Origin of the sequence: Corynebacterium rouxii (assembly GCF_902702935.1) — a bacterium.
GTDB lineage: Bacteria > Actinomycetota > Actinomycetes > Mycobacteriales > Mycobacteriaceae > Corynebacterium > Corynebacterium rouxii.
This window is the reverse complement of the sequence record NZ_LR738855.1, coordinates 553,304-570,315: the sequence shown is the minus strand read 5'-3', so window position 1 is coordinate 570,315 and position 17,012 is coordinate 553,304. Positions and strand designations below refer to the sequence as shown.

13 protein-coding genes and 6 pseudogenes are annotated in these 17,012 nt (G+C 55.1%); 5 read left to right on the top strand and 14 right to left on the bottom strand.

What is annotated here, in order from left to right; genetic code table 11:
- Positions 1-89: 89 nt before the first annotated feature.
- Positions 90-1,247 (top strand): PspC domain-containing protein, encoded by a 1,158-nt coding sequence (locus tag CIP100161_RS03015; RefSeq protein WP_155874509.1) that lies wholly within the window; start codon positions 90-92, stop codon positions 1,245-1,247.
- A 14-nt stretch (positions 1,248-1,261) separates the two neighbouring features.
- On the opposite strand, the gene CIP100161_RS03010 is transcribed toward CIP100161_RS03015, so the two are convergent.
- Positions 1,262-1,717 (bottom strand): imm68 putative immunity domain-containing protein, encoded by a 456-nt coding sequence (locus tag CIP100161_RS03010; RefSeq protein ID WP_155871775.1) that lies wholly within the window; start codon positions 1,715-1,717, stop codon positions 1,262-1,264.
- 120 nt (positions 1,718-1,837) lie between these two features.
- On the opposite strand from CIP100161_RS03010, the gene CIP100161_RS03005 reads away from it, so the two are divergent.
- On the top strand, positions 1,838-2,494 hold the full coding sequence (locus CIP100161_RS03005) for a hypothetical protein (protein WP_232053066.1): 657 nt from the start codon (positions 1,838-1,840) through the stop codon (positions 2,492-2,494).
- Positions 2,495-2,569: 75 nt separating this feature from the next.
- Here the strand turns inward: CIP100161_RS03005 and guaA are convergent, their stop codons facing one another.
- From guaA to CIP100161_RS02990, 3 genes are all read right to left on the bottom strand, one after another.
- Positions 2,570-4,147 (bottom strand): glutamine-hydrolyzing GMP synthase, encoded by a 1,578-nt coding sequence (gene guaA, locus CIP100161_RS03000; protein ID WP_155871771.1) that lies wholly within the window; start codon positions 4,145-4,147, stop codon positions 2,570-2,572.
- A 374-nt stretch (positions 4,148-4,521) separates the two neighbouring features.
- Positions 4,522-4,767: a hypothetical protein gene (locus tag CIP100161_RS02995; RefSeq protein WP_155871769.1), complete on the bottom strand. Its 246-nt coding sequence runs from the start codon at positions 4,765-4,767 to the stop codon at positions 4,522-4,524.
- 380 nt (positions 4,768-5,147) lie between these two features.
- Complete coding sequence (locus CIP100161_RS02990; protein WP_232053183.1) at positions 5,148-5,204, bottom strand: hypothetical protein; 57 nt, start codon at positions 5,202-5,204, stop codon at positions 5,148-5,150.
- Between the two features lie 759 nt (positions 5,205-5,963).
- Here CIP100161_RS02990 and CIP100161_RS12515 point away from each other — a divergent pair.
- A pseudogene (locus tag CIP100161_RS12515) lies at positions 5,964-6,183 on the top strand (IS110 family transposase); the annotation flags it as partial.
- Positions 6,184-6,831: 648 nt separating this feature from the next.
- Here CIP100161_RS12515 and CIP100161_RS02980 read toward each other — a convergent pair.
- Positions 6,832-7,401, bottom strand: a complete 570-nt coding sequence (locus CIP100161_RS02980) for a hypothetical protein (RefSeq protein ID WP_155871767.1) — start codon at positions 7,399-7,401, stop codon at positions 6,832-6,834.
- A gap of 565 nt (positions 7,402-7,966) precedes the next feature.
- Positions 7,967-8,334, bottom strand: a pseudogene (locus CIP100161_RS12510) (amino acid transporter); the annotation flags it as partial.
- A gap of 309 nt (positions 8,335-8,643) precedes the next feature.
- Here CIP100161_RS12510 and CIP100161_RS02960 point away from each other — a divergent pair.
- Both CIP100161_RS02960 and CIP100161_RS02955 read left to right on the top strand, forming a co-directional pair.
- Positions 8,644-9,540: an EamA family transporter gene (locus CIP100161_RS02960; RefSeq protein ID WP_155871765.1), complete on the top strand. Its 897-nt coding sequence runs from the start codon at positions 8,644-8,646 to the stop codon at positions 9,538-9,540.
- A gap of 15 nt (positions 9,541-9,555) precedes the next feature.
- Positions 9,556-10,143: a GNAT family N-acetyltransferase gene (locus CIP100161_RS02955; protein WP_155871763.1), complete on the top strand. Its 588-nt coding sequence runs from the start codon at positions 9,556-9,558 to the stop codon at positions 10,141-10,143.
- Here the strand turns inward: CIP100161_RS02955 and CIP100161_RS02950 are convergent.
- The 8 genes and pseudogenes from CIP100161_RS02950 to guaB form a co-directional block, all read right to left on the bottom strand.
- Positions 10,117-10,578, bottom strand: coding sequence for a hypothetical protein (locus CIP100161_RS02950; protein WP_155871761.1), 462 nt, complete (start codon positions 10,576-10,578; stop codon positions 10,117-10,119). The two genes, CIP100161_RS02955 and CIP100161_RS02950, sit on opposite strands and share 27 nt — an antisense overlap.
- Positions 10,578-11,537 carry an MFS transporter gene (locus tag CIP100161_RS02945; RefSeq protein WP_155871759.1) on the bottom strand — a complete coding sequence of 320 codons (960 nt, stop codon included), beginning with the start codon at positions 11,535-11,537 and terminating at the stop codon, positions 10,578-10,580. The genes CIP100161_RS02950 and CIP100161_RS02945 overlap by 1 nt, the downstream gene beginning before the upstream one ends.
- Before the next feature lie 75 nt (positions 11,538-11,612).
- Positions 11,613-11,864: pseudogene (locus CIP100161_RS02940) on the bottom strand (ATP-binding cassette domain-containing protein); the annotation flags it as partial.
- Between the two features lie 3 nt (positions 11,865-11,867).
- Positions 11,868-12,391 (bottom strand): annotated as a pseudogene (locus CIP100161_RS02935) (iron chelate uptake ABC transporter family permease subunit).
- Positions 12,391-13,380: pseudogene (locus CIP100161_RS02930) on the bottom strand (FecCD family ABC transporter permease). Before CIP100161_RS02930 ends, CIP100161_RS02935 begins: the two co-directional pseudogenes overlap by 1 nt.
- A gap of 27 nt (positions 13,381-13,407) precedes the next feature.
- Positions 13,408-14,286 (bottom strand): annotated as a pseudogene (locus CIP100161_RS02925) (ABC transporter substrate-binding protein).
- Positions 14,287-14,295: 9 nt separating this feature from the next.
- On the bottom strand, positions 14,296-15,441 hold the full coding sequence (locus CIP100161_RS02920) for a GuaB3 family IMP dehydrogenase-related protein (protein WP_155871757.1): 1,146 nt from the start codon (positions 15,439-15,441) through the stop codon (positions 14,296-14,298).
- A gap of 27 nt (positions 15,442-15,468) precedes the next feature.
- Positions 15,469-16,989, bottom strand: coding sequence for an IMP dehydrogenase (guaB, locus tag CIP100161_RS02915; RefSeq protein WP_155871756.1), 1,521 nt, complete (start codon positions 16,987-16,989; stop codon positions 15,469-15,471).
- Positions 16,990-17,012 lie beyond the last annotated feature (23 nt).

Sequence of the window (17,012 nt, the reverse complement as noted above, 5' to 3'; positions counted from 1 at the left end):
GGGGATGTCCCTGAATGTTTAAGGTTTTTGTTTTTAAGGGTGAAGTTCAGGGCTATCCCTGATGTGGGGAGGACGCGGTGGTCGGCACAATGGGAGTTATGGAAACAACGTGGAAAAACATATGGGACACTCGCCCAGTCCGTCTGCCTAGCGCCCAAGGTGGCAATGCCAAGATTGCGGGTGTGTGTGAGGGAATCGGTGTGCGATATCAGATTGATCCCACTTTGATTCGTATCCTTTTTGTTCTCCTGCTGTTTTCTGGCTGGGGACTGGCACTGTACTTAGTAGCGTGGCTAACCATGCCGAAGTATTCGATGCGCTATTCGCCGTGGGAATTGGTTGTACAGAATGCGTCTTCAACAAGAACAGTAGACGCACCTGGACAGCAATTTTTGTCGGATGCGGAAAAACAACAGAAGCAGACTGGTTGGGTGCTGATAGCATTTCTTCTTTTCATCGCGTTTACTACGTCGTGGGGAGAGGCATTTCGGTTCTCTGGTATTGCTGCAATAGCTATGTTCGTCGCCAGTTGGTATTTGTTGCACCAGCGCACTCCCGTACCCCCGGTGGGTTTGTTGTTCCCCACGGGTAAGGAGCCCGGCTCTCAGGCTGAAGGTTTCTCCACCACAGATCCGTTCACCACAACAGATTCATTCACAGAAACCGATCCCCCTGCACCAACGGTAGATTTAAGCGGATATTCCCCAGTGCCCGGGCATACTGCACCGGTCAGTGGTGAACAACCGCCCGCATGGGATCCGCTAGGGGCAGCTCCGTTTGCTTGGGATTTGCCAGATCCTACTGAGCAGCCGCAGCCTAAGCGGAAGCGTCGTACGCCGTGGGTGATCGGCTTGGTGGCGTTGTTATCTGCTGCCGCCATTGGTTGTGCGTCTATTGTGTTTGCGTTCATAGGCGTAGTCCCTTGGGTGACCTCGAAGTCGGTGAGCAGCGTTGAAGTACGTCCTACTACTAGCACGGAGCTTGCTGATGAGTACAACACCGATGTGGGTGATATTTCGTTAGATTTGCGCGATCTTCACAAGCTTGACCACGATCGTGAGGTCATTGTCGAATCAAATATCGGCGACATTGATGTTCGCTTGTCTGACGACATCCGCACCATCGTTACCTGCAAGAACAAGGTTGGCAGTTCTTCCTGCCCGTCGGATACCGTCAATGATCAAGCCGATGGCAGCACGCTTCGCCTTGTCGTGATCAACGACATCGGGGATATCAGGGTTTCTTAAATCACTCCGTGTGGCTACGCATCGAGCTGGGCACGAATCTCCTCGCAAAGATTGCCCAGCTCATACCAGTCTTCTTCATCAATGCCTTGGGAGAAAAGATAATCTTCGGGCGCAAGTGCATAGTGTTTTAACGCCATGGTGATGGGGAGCAGTTCGTCGGTGGCGGCGTCGATACGCATAAAACGATCCTCAGGGCCCCCAATCCGTGCGATGCTAAACCGCCCTACTTTCTTCGATTCCAGCACTAGCACCGCTAAGTCGATCACAAACTGAAACGCCGAGTCGAAGTGCCACCCAGCTCCATCGAGCTGGGCCTCTGTGTAATTACCACTGAGCTGCGCGAGCTGAAAGTCCTGGAAAATCTCTGAGGTAGGAAGGACTTCACGATTCTTTCCAGCAAGATACTGCGCCAGACGCTGACTATCGGCGCTATCGCCAAAGTACTTCCCCCAGTACTGATCGATAATCATCGCGAAACCTCCATGCATCACTCTTAACTACTGCTCAGCACACTACTACGTGACCCCGCTGCGCAAGTACACGCAACAGTGCATAGGCTCACACCCCCGCTACCCCCTACACTGATAAGAGTGACTTCCCCCGACCCCACCACCATCCCCACCATCCTGCGGCTTGTCGAAGACATCTGGCAAGGCCAACCGAACCTCAGCCTCGTCGCAATCCTTGACATCCTGCGCAATCATGGCCTTGATTGGGACAGCACCCCCGCCGACACCCTCGCGATCCTTCGCTCCTACCTCGACGATTACCCCACCGCGCTTAGCGAAGACACCTTGGCAAGCGGCCGCACCTACCGCATCCGCACCACATCCCCTACCGCGGAATTCATCATCTGTGGGCATCGTATAGCAGCCCTCGGCAACGCCCCCACCACGTGGAAATTCGAGCAAATCACCCGCGCAGAAATCCACCAACCACTACGTATCGACGCCCACCGCTACGGCGTCATCACGCACATCGACAACCTCGGAGATCTCACCCCCGCCACCGCCACGCGTCTCCTCGTCACGCTTGCGCCTACGCTTCACGACGCCCCCACGCTCGTACTGAGCAATGCCAGCACACGGAAAATCACCGCCTACACGACTAAGAATCGCCGGAAAGAATCGACGATTCTTTCCGGAAAACTCATCAACTATGCGATCGGCGGGCGTTGTGTTGTGGCATCGCCGTCAGGAGAGATTGTGGATTTAGGCGAGGTGGTGTCGGTAGTGCCGGTGGGTTAGGAAGCACGAAACCCCCACATTATGCAGTAGGAATTACTGCATGCGTGGGGGCTTCGTGTTGAAACTGTGTGGGGGTTACTCCCACTCAATGGTTCCTGGTGGCTTGGAGGTGCAGTCGAGGACGACACGGTTGACGTCTGGAACCTCGTTGGTGATACGAGTGGAGATTTTTTCGAGCACGTCGTATGGCAGTCGGGTCCAGTCTGCGGTCATGGCGTCTTCGGAGGAGACGGGGCGCAAGACGATGGGGTGTCCGTAGGTGCGGCCGTCGCCTTGGACGCCGACGGAGCGGACGTCGGCAAGCAAAACTACTGGGCACTGCCAGATTTCGCTGTCGAGGCCGGCTGCGGTCAGCTCGGTGCGGGCGATGAGGTCAGCTGCACGTAGTGTTTCGAGGCGCTCTTCGGTGACTTCGCCGATGATGCGGATGCCAAGGCCAGGTCCTGGGAAGGGCTGACGGTTGACGATTTCTTCAGGCAAACCGAGTTCACGGCCCACTGCGCGGACTTCGTCTTTGAACAGTAGGCGTAGTGGTTCGACGAGTTGGAATTCTACGTCGTCAGGCAGACCGCCTACGTTGTGGTGGCTCTTGATGTTTGCGGTACCGGAGCCGCCGCCGGATTCGACAACGTCTGGGTAGAGGGTGCCTTGGACGAGGAAGTCCACGGTGGAGCCTTCGGGGGCGTCGTCGAGAACGCCGGCGACTGCGCGTTCGAAGGAGCGGATGAATTCCGCGCCGATGGCTTTGCGCTTGGCTTCTGGTTCGGTGACACCTGCGAGCTTGTTGAGGAATGCTTCGCGCTCATCAACGGTGACGAGTTTTGCGCCGGTTGCGGCGACGAAGTCAGTTTGGACCTGTTCGCGTTCGCCTGCACGCAGCAAGCCATGGTCGACGAATACGCAGGTAAGGCGGTCGCCGATGGCGCGCTGGACGAGTGCTGCAGCGACTGCGGAGTCAACGCCGCCAGAAAGTCCGCAGATAGCGCGGCCTTCTGGTCCGACTTGTGCGCGGACTGCGTCGATAAGCTCTTCGGCGATGTTGGCCGCGGTCCAGTTTTGTTCAAGACCGGCGATCTCGGTGAGGAAGCGCACCATGACTTCTTGGCCGTGTGGCGAGTGCAGAACCTCTGGGTGGTATTGCACGCCTGCCATGCGCTTTTCGGCGCATTCGAAGGCTGCCACAGGTGCACCTTCGGAGTGGGCGGTGACAACGAATCCCTCTGGTGCGACGGAGACAGCGTCCCCGTGACTCATCCACACTTTGTGGGTTGCTTCGAGGCCAGCGTGGAGAATGCCGCCGTCGACGGTCATTTCGGTGCGGCCGTATTCACGGTTGCCGGTGTTGGCCACAGTGCCACCCAAGGCGTGGGTCATGGCTTGGAACCCGTAGCAGATACCGAAGACAGGGATGCCGAGTTCGAGCACCTGTGGGTCAAGCGATGGCGCGCCGTCGGCGTAGACCGATGATGGGCCACCGGACAGGATCAACGCCGCTGGGTTCTTGGCCTTGATCTCTTCAACGGTGGCGGTATGCGGGACGACCTCGGAGTAGATGTTGGCTTCGCGCACGCGCCGAGCGATCAGCTGGGCGTACTGCGCGCCAAAGTCTACAACCAAGACTGGATTGTGTTTTTGGGAAGTTTGCTGCGTCACGGCCAAAATCTTACCTGACGTGCCCGCATAATCCCTCACTGTCTGTCATTTTCCTGCATAGCGACGCCCCCAGCACCCCGTCTACCCAACATGACCGGTAATTGTAATCGGCGAGTAGAACTCGCTGGCATCGCGGATTCCTACTTCTAGAAACACCAGTGGCGTGGTGTCGGGGAAGTTGTTTTAGCTGCGTGTTTCCGCTTCTTTGCGTTCGTAGTCTGCGGGAGACGTCGATGATGCGGCGTGCGCAATTCGAAGGCTCTATGCGCCCGCGGCAGGGCCGATATGGCAATGATGGCGACGATGAAACAGGCAGAAACGCGAATTCCTTCCGGACGTTCGATCATGTTGGCCAACGGTTGTGTAGATAAAAATTAGGGTAATGACGAAAATCCGGCGGTTACCGCCATGGTTGCTGCCTGCGTCGTTGGGTGCGCAGGGCGCCTATCGACCATAACGTGACCGCGCAGGCACCGGAAGTTAACAGAAACGAGGGCACCGGTGGCATAGGCACCGGTTTGATGATCGACATTGGCTTTGAAGATACCCGTGACGATGAGGACTACGGCGAGGAAGACACCGACGAGAGGGCGAGATCGGGCGACCCAGCTGGGTGCCATTCCTGAACTGTTTCCCATTAGTTGGACTGAGAAATTAGACATCAACTAATGGGGAGCAGTTCATTACTGTGTGTCATACCGTAGTGCGTCCTACCTATATAACACGCACATTGGTGCGGACTGTCCAGGCACCTAGTTGGACTCCAACAAAGCGGGGGTAATGCGTGCAACAACCACATCGCCCCTGCTTTGTGCCCTGTTTGACGGGCTGTTCACACCGACTGTGTCACGATCTACCCCTCAATCACGTAGCTGATCGGATTTTGCGAGGTTGTCTGCTTTGAGACCAGGATACGTTTTCACACCTGCAACCATGCCTGTCCCAACCCATGGCAACAAGTGGGGATGGGGGTCTGTGTCGAAAGTGCCATTAATTTTTCTCAAGGCTGTCTATACGTGAAAATATACTTGTAGAGGGTGGTTCTACCGATCCCCAAACGGCGAGCAACCTTAGCTTTTCACACACCCCTTATGCACTCCCCTAGCTTTAGCACGGGCAATACCTTCCGCCTGACGCTTACGAATCAACGAACGCCCAAACTCCGCGATACTCCCCCCCCAACATCAGTCGAGCTACCAGATCACTAGTAGCTGTATAGGTTTGGTTTTCTTTGAGGAACTCAACGACAACACCACGCTCGGTCAACTCAGTAACAATATTGCTGAGATCAATGTTTAAAGTATGCCATGTCAGTATCGGCGGCGGCTAAAATGTGTCTATAGCACCCAATCTCTTAGCTTAGAAAACATCGCGAACTACTATAAGGTCGGTAGCATAATCGCAAAGAAGCAATGTGGTAGTTTGCACTACTACATTCATCTATGATGCCTATTTGGTAACAGCATGGAATTACTAAACAGACTCCTCTGGGGGGGAATAAAAAAACTGCGAATCTATCAACCCTGATGAGCAGTTTTATTCGAATTAAATTGCATGGAGACAGCGTTATAGCAGAATATACTCTTACAGAACTCTGCAGTTTCTTTAGTATTAATGGTACAGAATGCCTGCGATTACAATTCAAAGCTTGGTATGATTCGGAAGCTTTTATATGGGATCCAGAAAATAAAGTCCACCTTGAACAGAACCCTTTCAAAAAGTATTTTTACTTCTCAAATTCTCGAATGTTGCTCTCCTCAACCTCTTTCTGAGCCGATCAATGGAGTGATCGAGTGGGGGATGAAAAAAGGAATGCTTAAAGAACGCCCTATGGCAATCGTCTTTTGCATCGATCAGATTCTTTCGTAGATTCCCAGCAATTCTATGAACGAAAACGCAAAGAAGACAAAAGATACAACGCCGCAGTCGTCGTACTTGCACACCGATGCCTCAACGTCCTCTTTACCATGATGCACAATGGCAAGGGCAAGATCTACCGAAACATCTCCACAGTCCAGGATGACGCAGCGGCCTAGCACCAACACACCCCCACCCCAAGCCGATTAAGCACGAATCCTAATAGCCCTTCAACATGCCCGAAAACAACATCGCCGTAGTGAAGTAGAAGCCCCTCACATCCTCAACACCGTTTTAGCGGTCTTCTTCATTTTCCTGTAAAGCACGTAGGTTGAGGGCGCGCTGGCGATGCCGGTGGATGATCTGTTTTGCGGATGTGGTCGCGTTGGCAGACATAGTGAAGATCACACACCAACACGAGTCTAGGAGTGGACTGTTTAACGGTAGGCAGCGTAAAAGAAAAAGAAACGTAAGTGATAGGAGTTATTTTTCCGAAGATCACCTTTGGTTTTCCGTCTTATTGCGCAATATGCTGTGGTGCTTGTACCTGTCCTACTCACTACTGCTTTCCACTTGCAGCCCCGTATCCGACAGCGCAAGTGATTAATCCAATGAAGCCGCATCCGATCGCTATTTCTTGCGGTAGTGACAGTATCAACAAAACACAGCTAGTTATGTAAGCAAGAGTTGCAATGAAGAACCACCACACTGCGGCTGTAGATCTATATCTGACCAAAGGGTGATTTGTTCTGGAACTATAAGCAGCTGGTATAGCAGTAGCGCAAAGAATAGCCGCGCAAATCATCACGGAGAGCGGAAACCAAATATTACCCAAAATTCCTCAACTTAATAACAGTAGCAAGGACGGCACCTGCGAACTTTAGGCGCATCACCTGACTGGTAAGCGCACCCAATACAGGGCCTCCAGCGCAGCCGAAGATAGCATTCAAAACCCAATCAGGTGGCGGAACTTTCGAATTAGCTTGATGCACCATTGTTTGCAACGCTGAAGGACCAAGACTTGACAACGCACCCTTAGCGCACCACGCGACTCCAGCAAGGGCAAGTGCTGCGACTACGGGCAATGCTCGAGGCTGCGGTCCAACGACAGTAACATTCGGGTCGGTGGTGTTCAGAGCGAAAACAACGCTAGGGTCAATGGTGCCGTTATCGATGAGCTCTTCTACAGCAGCCACTGCCACATATGGCACAGCTACTGGCTCATCGTTGTACAATTCGGAACAGTCATGAGAGTTAGTGACTGCGTAGCTTGTTTCCTGCCCTAGTGAGATTGGGAAATCTGGAAATGCCTGTGTTTTCGGGGCTGACATCATAGACATTGGAAGAGCTAGTGCCAGACTGAAAGCAATAGATGCTGTGCGCACCCCGAAACTCATAGCAATTACTCCTGTCGTTGTCTATGAACTTTGCATATCCTTGTCGGTGTGGGCACTTGGTTTCTGGAGTTCAACACCCACGAAGGGTGCTTTGCGTCATATCGTATCGTGACTAAACTTTCTTATCAGCGGTTTTTAAACTTTTCTAAATTAAGAGCTGATTTGGCGTTGTCGGTCCCCGTTTGCGATTTCTACTTTATCGGGTAAGCCCATGATTGTCGGGGGTTGTTTTACGTAGCGGTGGACGGTTCCTACCAAGTATCCAGTTTGTTCTGAAGCGGAGGCGCCGGCGAACCAAAGGATAGCGACAGTAACGATGTCGTAAATGGTGCCGAGGCTGCTTCCTATATATAGGTGTGCGATGAGGACAAGGCACGTCCGTCGGCAGGGCCGTCCGCATGGAGAGATTCGCCCAGAATAAGTAGTGTGACCACGATGGAAGAGCTGATCAACAGTGTGCTCATGATCGCTGCGACAACGACGAGCATGCGTTGGTCGCGGTGGATTTGGCCGCGGAGGCCATCTGAGCCGCCATCGCTTTGGCGATGTGGGTAAGCCCTACTGCGATGACGATGATGTTGAGCAGCAGATATGCGATTACCAGCAGGATGGATACTCCGATTGCTTCAGAAAATCCTCGATAAAAGACGACCGCGAGGGCAGTAAACAAAGCGATGGTGAGAGGTAGTACCCGCGGGGATTCGGTCGAGAGCGTGATGTGTGCAGAAGCGTCGGCAACCGAGCGCGTCATGGTGATAATGAAGTCGGTGACGGCGAAGCCAAGGAGCACCAAGACGATGAGTTTTCCACTCCGAGCATCGTGACCGCAACGAGAATAAGCGTTGCGACGGGTGCCAGCATACCGGCGGCGACCACCACGATGCCTGGTTGGTATCCCAGTGTGGAGAAGTAATCTACTCCAGTCAGGCACATAACTTTCCACCAAGAGTGGCGCTGCCGTGTGGCAGTGGCCCGAGCACGTGTACGGATCATGTCACGTTGTTCTACTCCTTGTTTGACCGCGATGGAAGCGACCTAGAGGCGGCGCGGACTCCGTGTTTGATTTTTTGTCCGTTCCGCCGATAATGTCGATGTGTTTGCAGAGGGTGTGCAGACATTACACAACGTCAGAAGTGTTTTCATACCTAAATCCCTCCTTCTTTTGTGAGAGCCGACACGTCCCCCACTTCCCACCATAATCATCTAGTGATTTAGATCACTCATTAAGTTGTAGTTCCCCTCATGATCCAACGCACAGCCACCGCCACCGGCATCTTATTCATCATCGCCTCCTGCTGCTCACTCCAAATGGGAGCAGCATTCGCCATCCAACTCTTCCCCATCGCCGGACCATGGGCCACCACCTTCGCACGACTGTTTATCTCCGGCGCCATCCTCCTCGCCATCACGCGGCCGTCGATACGCGACTTCGACCGCAGCCAATGGTCAGCCATCATCGTTTTCGGACTCACCATCGGCGCAATGAACACCACCTTCTACGCCGCACTCTCCCGAATCCCACTGGGCACCGCCGTGACCATCGAATTCATCGGCCCGCTTGCCCTTTCAGCAGCGCTTTCAAAAAGCGCGCGCGACCTACTATGGGTCCTCATCGCAGTCGCAGGCATCAGCCTATTCGGCTGGGAAAGCCTCTTTGGCACCAGCAACCTAGACCCCATCGGAGTTGCCTTCGTCCTCATCGCCGGATTCTTCTGGGCCATGTACATCCTTGCCAGCGCTAAAGTCGGCAGACTCATCCCCGGCAGCGGCGGACTCGCCCTCGGCATGCTCATCGGCAGCCTCATCCCGCTGCCCCTCAGTGCCATCAACCTTCCCCTCTTTTTCACAAGCTTCCACCTCACCGCGCTTGCCATCGGCACCGCGATCCTCGCATCCCTTATCCCCTACTCCTTCGAAATGGCTGCGTTACGACGCCTCCCCTCCGCCGTATTCGGAATCCTCTGTTCCCTCGAACCCGTCTTCGCAGCATTCTTCGGCTGGCTGCTACTACACCAACCGATCAGCACCATCAGCGTGATCGCCATGATGCTCGTCATTACCGCCAGCGTGGGCACCACGATTAATGCCAACCGGAAAAACACACCAAAAGTTTCTGTCACACTCAACGAGACGACCTAGCATAAACTAAGGCGCATGTTTCACGATGTGACACTCACGCGCAACTCAGTGACACTAAGACCGGAAAGAATCGACGATTCTTTCCGTCTCCACTCGCTTATCGACCCCGCGATGTGGGCGGGAATGGCAGCGCCTTTCCCCACCACGGTCGAAGAATTCCAGCAGCTCCAACGCTCCACCTTTGACGCAGACGATGTGATGAATTTTGCCGTCGAGTACCACGGCGACGTCGTTGGCCGCACATCGTTTTATGGGATTATCCCAGGTCTGCGCACCGACGTCGGCAGCACCTTTTATGCCCGCGATATGCAAGGAACCCACGTCAACGCCACTGCTAAACTCCTGTTGATGGACTACGCCTTCAACACTTTGAATGTCGAAAGAGTCGCGCTTCGATGTGATAGCAGAAACACCCGATCGCATCATGCAATCCTCAAGCTCGGGGCCACGTTTGAGGGAAGGATGCGTCGATTCCGTCCGGCATCAGATGGCACGATCGCCGACGTGGACTATTTCAGTGTGATTCGCGAGGAATGGCCGCAGGTGCAGCAGCAACTAGAACAGCGCGTCGATACGCTAATGTCGCGTACGCACAACGAGTAACTTCAGCACGGCAACAATAAGAACCACCAAGCTTAGCCCTGCGGTCATTCCAAGGATCAAGAACACTAAGCCAACAGTCCATAGGCCGGTCACATCGGAAGGCATTGCCATTCCGGACCAGCCGCCGGCGTAACCAGCGATCGCACCCCACATCGCTGGAACAGCACGCATAAGTATCGACGCCCACCGCCACGTGCACCACACTACCCACGCGACCATCAGTGCACCCGATATTGCTACCTGCACCGGCGAATACTGCGAAGAATTTCCCCAGCTCATTGTGAGGATCCAGTTCACAAGTCCGACAACAATGCCCCATGCCATGTCACTTGCTAACTGCCGGCGAGCATTACGAGGAACACGCCCCATGGCCCACAAGTACCCAGGCAGTACTAACACCACGATCACCGTCATTGCTGCCACTATCATGACCATCAATCTAATACATCAGTACTAGCCACGTTCTTATTTCGAACAATAAGGAAAAGCGCAGGCACAATAAGTACTGCGTTGCCCACAGCCATCACTGCAGCCATGACCACGACGCCCCAATGGTCAGCAACAAAACCGAACAGGAATGCACCAGCAGGAATAAGAACACGATCAGTTTGAGAAATCCCTGCAAAAAGGCCCTTGTGTTCATCAGGCGCCAGCAGCAACGTTGCTGTGCGATTCGAGGTGCGATACAACTGCCCAACGAATCCCAAAAGACACACACAGACAACACCTAAAGCGACCATCTTCGGTAGCACCGCAATCGCAGCCCCTACCGCCAACACACTGGGTGGAATAGCCAGTACCTTCTTCATCAGCACCGCCCCGATGACTGCACCCACGTCACCAGCAGCAGAAAGAATGGCAATGCTCCGCTGCGCATCATCAGCAAACAACGTATGTGCGATCACCGGCATCATCGCAGTATAGGGAAAGACACACAGCATGGGACCGGCAGCGATCACAAGCTGTGCACCCAACCGCGGATAATCGCGTACCACACGCGCGGCAGTACGCCACAGGGTTGCAGCTGACGAGGACGGCGCCATCGCCGACATCAACCCACCCGAACCACTCATCGCAGCAACCACCACCCACACCGCGCGTATCGACGCCTCCTCGCCCTGCGCATACATCACGCACGCCATCAGCAGCGTCATCACAGCCCCCACCGACAACACCGCAGCCAACAACCGTGTCGGCTCCACACGATCTGCACGGGCACCCAACCACGGACCCGCCACGGCAAGCGGAACCAGCCGCGCCAATGTCACGGCACCGACCATCGTCGACGAACCCGTCACATGAAAAACCCACCAATTTAACGCCACCAGCTCAGCAGCAGCAGAAATACGAGACACCAGCGCTTGGCCCACCACGAACCGAATCGCTGAACCCATCCTCACAGCTCCTTCCTTATCCTCCCCCGATCTATACGCCTAGGCCCACGCAGGATTAGCCGCCAACGGATTACGCTCCTCTACATAAATATCCGCAATATCTCGCCCACCCAAGGTCACTTGGCCGCTTTCTGCACGCAGCTGCCTGCCAAGCACCTGCAGCAGGGTCGACTTTCCGCTACCGTTTGGCCCGATCAGCGCAGTAATCTTGCCCGCTGGAACGTCGAGCGAAACATCTCGAACAATCAATTCTGCCCCGTACCTTGCAGACATCGACGTACAGCCCAAGGACTGTTGCGGCATTGTTGCTGTGGAATTACGGTCCATGTTTTATTTCCTCTTCACACTTGTCACGCGATGAACTAAGTAAATAAAGTACGGCGCACCAACGATCCCGATGAGCGCGCCTACTGGGATTTCTGTTGGCGCGAATGTCCATCGGCCGACCGCATCGGTAGCAACCACTAGCGCAGCACCCGCCACCGCAGCCACAGGAATTTGGCGCGACAAGGCCTGCCCTACCAGTAACTTCGCGGCATGCGGAATAATTAATCCGACGAATCCGAGCACGCCTGCCGCAGCCACGGCAGCAGCACCACTATCGCGCCCAGCAGGGAGCCCACAAACGCAATCGGGGTGGGCGCAAGCGGCGACAGTTGACCAAAGCCAAGCAACGCCACTACAGTAGCGAGCTCACCACCGGCCGTGATCCCCAACGTATCGGGGGCCGCAAGCGGGTTGCGTAACGACGTCTGCAGCAAACTGCCTGATACCGCCATGCCCAACAAGCATGCCAACACCAAGCAAGCAGTGCTCACAACAAGAGCGATAACAAATGTCTTTTTCTGCGCCATCACTTCCCCTGTCTCTTCGTTCCCGACCCCAGCGAACGAATACCCCACAGCAATAGCGGGACACCTGCAATACCTGTCAAGATTCCCACGGGCGTTTCCGCAGGAGCCCATAATGCTTGCCCGACAGTATCGGCGACTAACAGTGTGGTGGCGCCAACGGCAGCAGCGACTACAAGGCTACGTCGATGCGCTCGCCCCGCGATACGTTGTGCCGCTACCGCAGCCAGCAAACCCAAAAAACCAATAGGGCCGGCGGCAACTACACATGTCGCGCTTAGCACCACCGAGGCCACAATTGCCAAGGTTCGCACCCGCGCAGGGTGGGCGCCAATAGCGCGGCTCACAGCATCCCCGGTTCCGAGAGAATCGAAAGCTCTTCCCCCTGCAACAAGGACCGGAACCAACACCGCGAAAGCACCCAATGCCGGCCACAAATCCCCTATCCGTACTCCTGCGAGACGGCCATTAAGCCATGCCAAGATGGTGGTGAGCTGGGCTTCATCGAGAACCAAAAGAGGGCAGTCAAGGCGCTAAATACTGCCGATACTGCGATGCTGAGCAACACCATCTTTTGCACCGCATGCGCGCCACTGAGTTCTGGTCCGGCACCGCGCACACTCAACGAGATAGTAAAACCTGCAGCTAGTGCACCGCCGATCAACGCCCCTGGCAATAGATAGGCGCCGGTAGCAGAACCAGTAATAAAACTGGATGCTACTGCACCAAATGCGGCGCCTGCGTTGACACCGGTGATATGCGGGTCAGCTAGGGGGTTAGAGGTAGCAGTTCTTAGTAGCACGCCGCCAACACCTAGACATGCTCCAACGATGAGAGCGGCGAGAAGACGGTCGCGGGCAAGACTAAGCAATTCTGGGAATAGCTGAGGGGCATCGGCTGGTGCCGATACCCCCAGACATGCGCCACCATACGATGGCCGCAACAACTATCCCGCAGGCAAGCAGGCTTGCCAATACAGCACGGGATTTCATAAATCTACAGTTAACAAATAGTCAGTGTTAGGAGTTGATGATCTGATCGAGCATGGCTTCTGCAGCCAGTGGGCCACGCGAACGTGACCACGTATCTTGCTCAACATCGACGATGTTAGACACGACATCTGCTTAAGGGCTAGAACGGAATCCCTCGATGTCGTTATAGAGGTACATAACGTCAAGCTTCATCTCTGGCAGTTTGTCGCCGGTGAGCTCTGCAACGTCGGTCTTCGACTCGATTGCTGATTTCTCACCGTCGTAGCCGTAGTCACAGCCGGCAGCGGTGAGCAAAGATCCCGCAAAGGAATCTTTCACCCAGGTGTAGAGGGTGTTCTTGGAGCAACCAATCAGCGCAGTGCGGGTACCTGGCTCTACTTTGTTTTTCACCTGGGCAACCTTGGACTCGATGCGGGTACGGACTTCCTTGGCTTTGTCTTCTGCACCTACCTTGGTGGCAATGTCATCCATCGCGTCAAGAACCTCGGTGTAGGAGGTATCACCGTAGGCATGGGCGGGAGCGATCTCTTTGAGCTGATCCATGATCGCTGCTTGGCGAGTAGGGCTTGCCAGAATCAGGTCAGGCTCTAGAGACTGGATAACTTCCAAGTTTGGCTGCTTTGCCTGGCCAACCGACGTCACACCCTCCAGCTTGCCTTTTAGTGTCTGAGGCTCCTTGGTCTTGCCGATCTCCACAATGCCTACTGGAGTAATACCCAATGCATGAAGGATTTCCTCGTAGCGCCAGTCCAAGGCCACGACGCGGATACTCGATGGATCTTTTTTCGCCTCGGCAGCCGTCTCCCCTGACTTATCAGAGGAACATCCAGCAAGAGTAAGCGTGACGACGAGAACCAGCGCAAGCGCCGCGAACAAAGCCGAGGCTTTCGAGCGCGCAACAGAGATTAGCGACAGTTAAAACTGAACTGTCAGATCCACTTTTTGGAAGCTCTTCAAGTCCGTGTAACCACATTTAGCCATTGCACGCTTGAGACCACCAACAAAGTTCTCCTCACCAAATACGTTCGTCGATGGGCCGTGCAGCAGCACTTCCAAGCTCACCTGCTTGGTCTTCGGCATAACACCTGCAGTACCCACCACGCCACGAGGGAATCGAGGGTGTGCTGCAGCAGAAGGCCAGTACAATCCCTTGCCGCCGGCTTCAGCAGCACGAGCCAGTGGCTCACCCAAGATCACAGCGTCGGCACCACATGCGATGGCTTTGACTGCGTCACCCGAAGTGAAAATCTGGCCATCAGCGATCACGTGCACGTAACGGCCACCGGTTTCATCCAAGTAATCCCGGCGCGCCGCAGCAACATCGGCGATGATTGTTGCGAGAGAATCGTCGATTCCTAGCGTACAATCATTGGTATTTTGCCCACCACCGGCGATAATGCCTACGGCACCGGCACGCATGAGATGCAGTGCGGTGGTGTAGTCGTTGACGCCGCCGGCAATAACTGGCACATCGATGGAGCCGATAAATTCTTTGAGGTTGAGTGGTTCACCGTTGGTTTCCACATGTTCTGCGGAGATGATGGTGCCCTGCACGATCAGGAGCTCAGCACCTGCTTTGATGAGAATGGGAGCAAGTTCGTGGCAGTGCTGTGGCGAGACACGTACTGCCACGGTTGCGCCCGATGCGCGAACTTGTGCAATGCGCTCGACGAGGAGATCGGTGTCGAGTGCAGCAGCATGGAGTTCTTGGAGCTTTTTGGTGGCACGGTTGCATGATCCGAAGTCAAGGTCGTCGTCGCCGTAGGCGGTGATGACTTCTTCGATTGCAGCATCAAGGTCAGCGTGACGCCCCCAGAGGCCTTCCGCGTTGATCACGCCGAGTCCACCCTGCTTGTCCATCTCGATCACGAAGTCTGGAGTTGCCAGAGCATCGGTGGGGTGTGACATGAACGGGATGTCGAAGGTGTAGGCATCGATGTGCCAGGTGGTGTCTACGTCCTTGGACGAGCGGGTGCGTCGTGACGGCACGATAGCAACGCTGTCAAGGTGGTAGGTACGGCGGGCCTCGCGACCCATTCCGATTTCGACGTAATCACGCATGAAAGAAGACCTTTCAGATTTTCCGGTTTAGTGGTAGTTAGGTGCTTCGACGGTCTGCTGAATGTGGTGAGGATGTGATTCCTTCAGGCCGGCAGAGGTGATTTGGACGAAGCGCGCGTTCCACAGATCATTAATCGTAGCCGAACCGGTGTATCCCATGGCGGCGCGCAGGCCACCGACGAGTTGGTGGGTGATGGCGTCGATGGAACCGCGGAATGGTACGCGGCCTTCGATTCCTTCTGGAACCAGCTTGTCTTCGCTCTTAACGTCTGCTTGGAAGTAGCGATCCTTGGAGTAGGAACGCTTCTCACCGGAAAGCCCGCGGCCTTGCATAGCACCCATGGATCCCATGCCACGGTAGCGCTTGTACTGCTTGCCACCGACAACCACGATGTCGCCTGGGGCCTCGGCAGTACCGGCGAGCATCGAGCCGAGCATGACGGTGGATGCACCGGCGGCGAGAGCCTTGGCGATGTCACCGGAGAACTGCATGCCGCCATCGGCGATGATAGGTACACCTGCTGCGTGTGCGGGGACGGAGGCTTCCATGATGGCGGTGATCTGCGGTGCGCCGACACCTGCTACGACACGGGTGGTGCAGATGGAGCCTGGGCCGATACCGACCTTGATGGCGTCGGCACCTGCTTCGATCATGGCTTTAGCTGCGGAGCGGGTAGCGAGGTTACCACCGATCACGTCGACGCGGTCCCCCCATTCCTTCTTCACACGAGACACCATGTCCAGCACGCCCTTGGAGTGTGCGTGTGCGGAGTCGACGACGAGAACGTCCACGCCGGCGTCGACAAGCGATCCGGCACGAGTCCACGATTCCTCGCCTACGCCGATGCCCGCGCCCACGAGTAGGCGGCCGGTAGCGTCCTTGGAGGCGTTGGGGTACTGCTCGGTCTTGACGAAGTCTTTCACCGTGATCAGGCCGACGAGTTTGCCTTGCTTATCAACGATAGGTAGCTTCTCCACCTTGTTGGTGCTGAGCAAAATGAGTGCCTGTTCTTTGGTCACGCCTTCTTCGGCGACGACTAGCGGCATAGGAGTCATGACCTCGGAAACCTTACGGTCGAAGTCCTGCTCGAAGCGCATGTCACGGTTGGTGCAGATACCGAGTAGTTTTCCTTCGGAGTCCACAACTGGAAGACCAGAGATGCGGAAGCGTGCACACAATGCGTCCACTTCTGCGATGCTCATGTCTGGGCTACAGGTTACTGGGTCAGTGACCATGCCCGACTCAGAGCGCTTGACCGTCTCAACGTGAGCAGCCTGCTCCTCAATGGAGAGGTTACGGTGCAAGATACCCATGCCACCTTCGCGGGCCATGGCGATGGCCATGCGGGATTCGGTCACGGTGTCCATAGCTGCGGAAACAACAGGAATGTTCAAAGAGATGTTTCGGGTCAGCTGAGTGGAGGTGGACACCTCGCTTGGGATTACCTCAGAAGCGTCCGGAAGTAGAAGTACGTCATCGAAAGTCAATCCCACGAGGGCTACCTTGTTGGGGTCGTCGCCACCAGTGGAAACGCGCTGCTGCGTCATGCATTTACTCCTGAGAAAATACG

What these genes read in the sequence shown, in the direction of transcription:
- CIP100161_RS03015 (WP_155874509.1), top strand. Translation starts at nt 90, where the DNA reads ATGGGAGTTATGGAAACAACGTGGAAAAACATATGGGACACTCGCCCA.
- CIP100161_RS03010 (WP_155871775.1), bottom strand. Translation starts at nt 1,717, where the DNA reads ATGATTATCGATCAGTACTGGGGGAAGTACTTTGGCGATAGCGCCGAT.
- CIP100161_RS02995 (WP_155871769.1), bottom strand. Translation starts at nt 4,767, where the DNA reads ATGGCACCCAGCTGGGTCGCCCGATCTCGCCCTCTCGTCGGTGTCTTC.
- CIP100161_RS02980 (WP_155871767.1), bottom strand. Translation starts at nt 7,401, where the DNA reads ATGAGTTTCGGGGTGCGCACAGCATCTATTGCTTTCAGTCTGGCACTA.
- CIP100161_RS02960 (WP_155871765.1), top strand. Translation starts at nt 8,644, where the DNA reads ATGATCCAACGCACAGCCACCGCCACCGGCATCTTATTCATCATCGCC.
- CIP100161_RS02955 (WP_155871763.1), top strand. Translation starts at nt 9,556, where the DNA reads ATGTTTCACGATGTGACACTCACGCGCAACTCAGTGACACTAAGACCG.
- CIP100161_RS02950 (WP_155871761.1), bottom strand. Translation starts at nt 10,578, where the DNA reads ATGGTCATGATAGTGGCAGCAATGACGGTGATCGTGGTGTTAGTACTG.
- CIP100161_RS02945 (WP_155871759.1), bottom strand. Translation starts at nt 11,537, where the DNA reads ATGGGTTCAGCGATTCGGTTCGTGGTGGGCCAAGCGCTGGTGTCTCGT.
- CIP100161_RS02920 (WP_155871757.1), bottom strand. Translation starts at nt 15,441, where the DNA reads ATGCGTGATTACGTCGAAATCGGAATGGGTCGCGAGGCCCGCCGTACC.
- guaB (WP_155871756.1), bottom strand. Translation starts at nt 16,989, where the DNA reads ATGACGCAGCAGCGCGTTTCCACTGGTGGCGACGACCCCAACAAGGTA.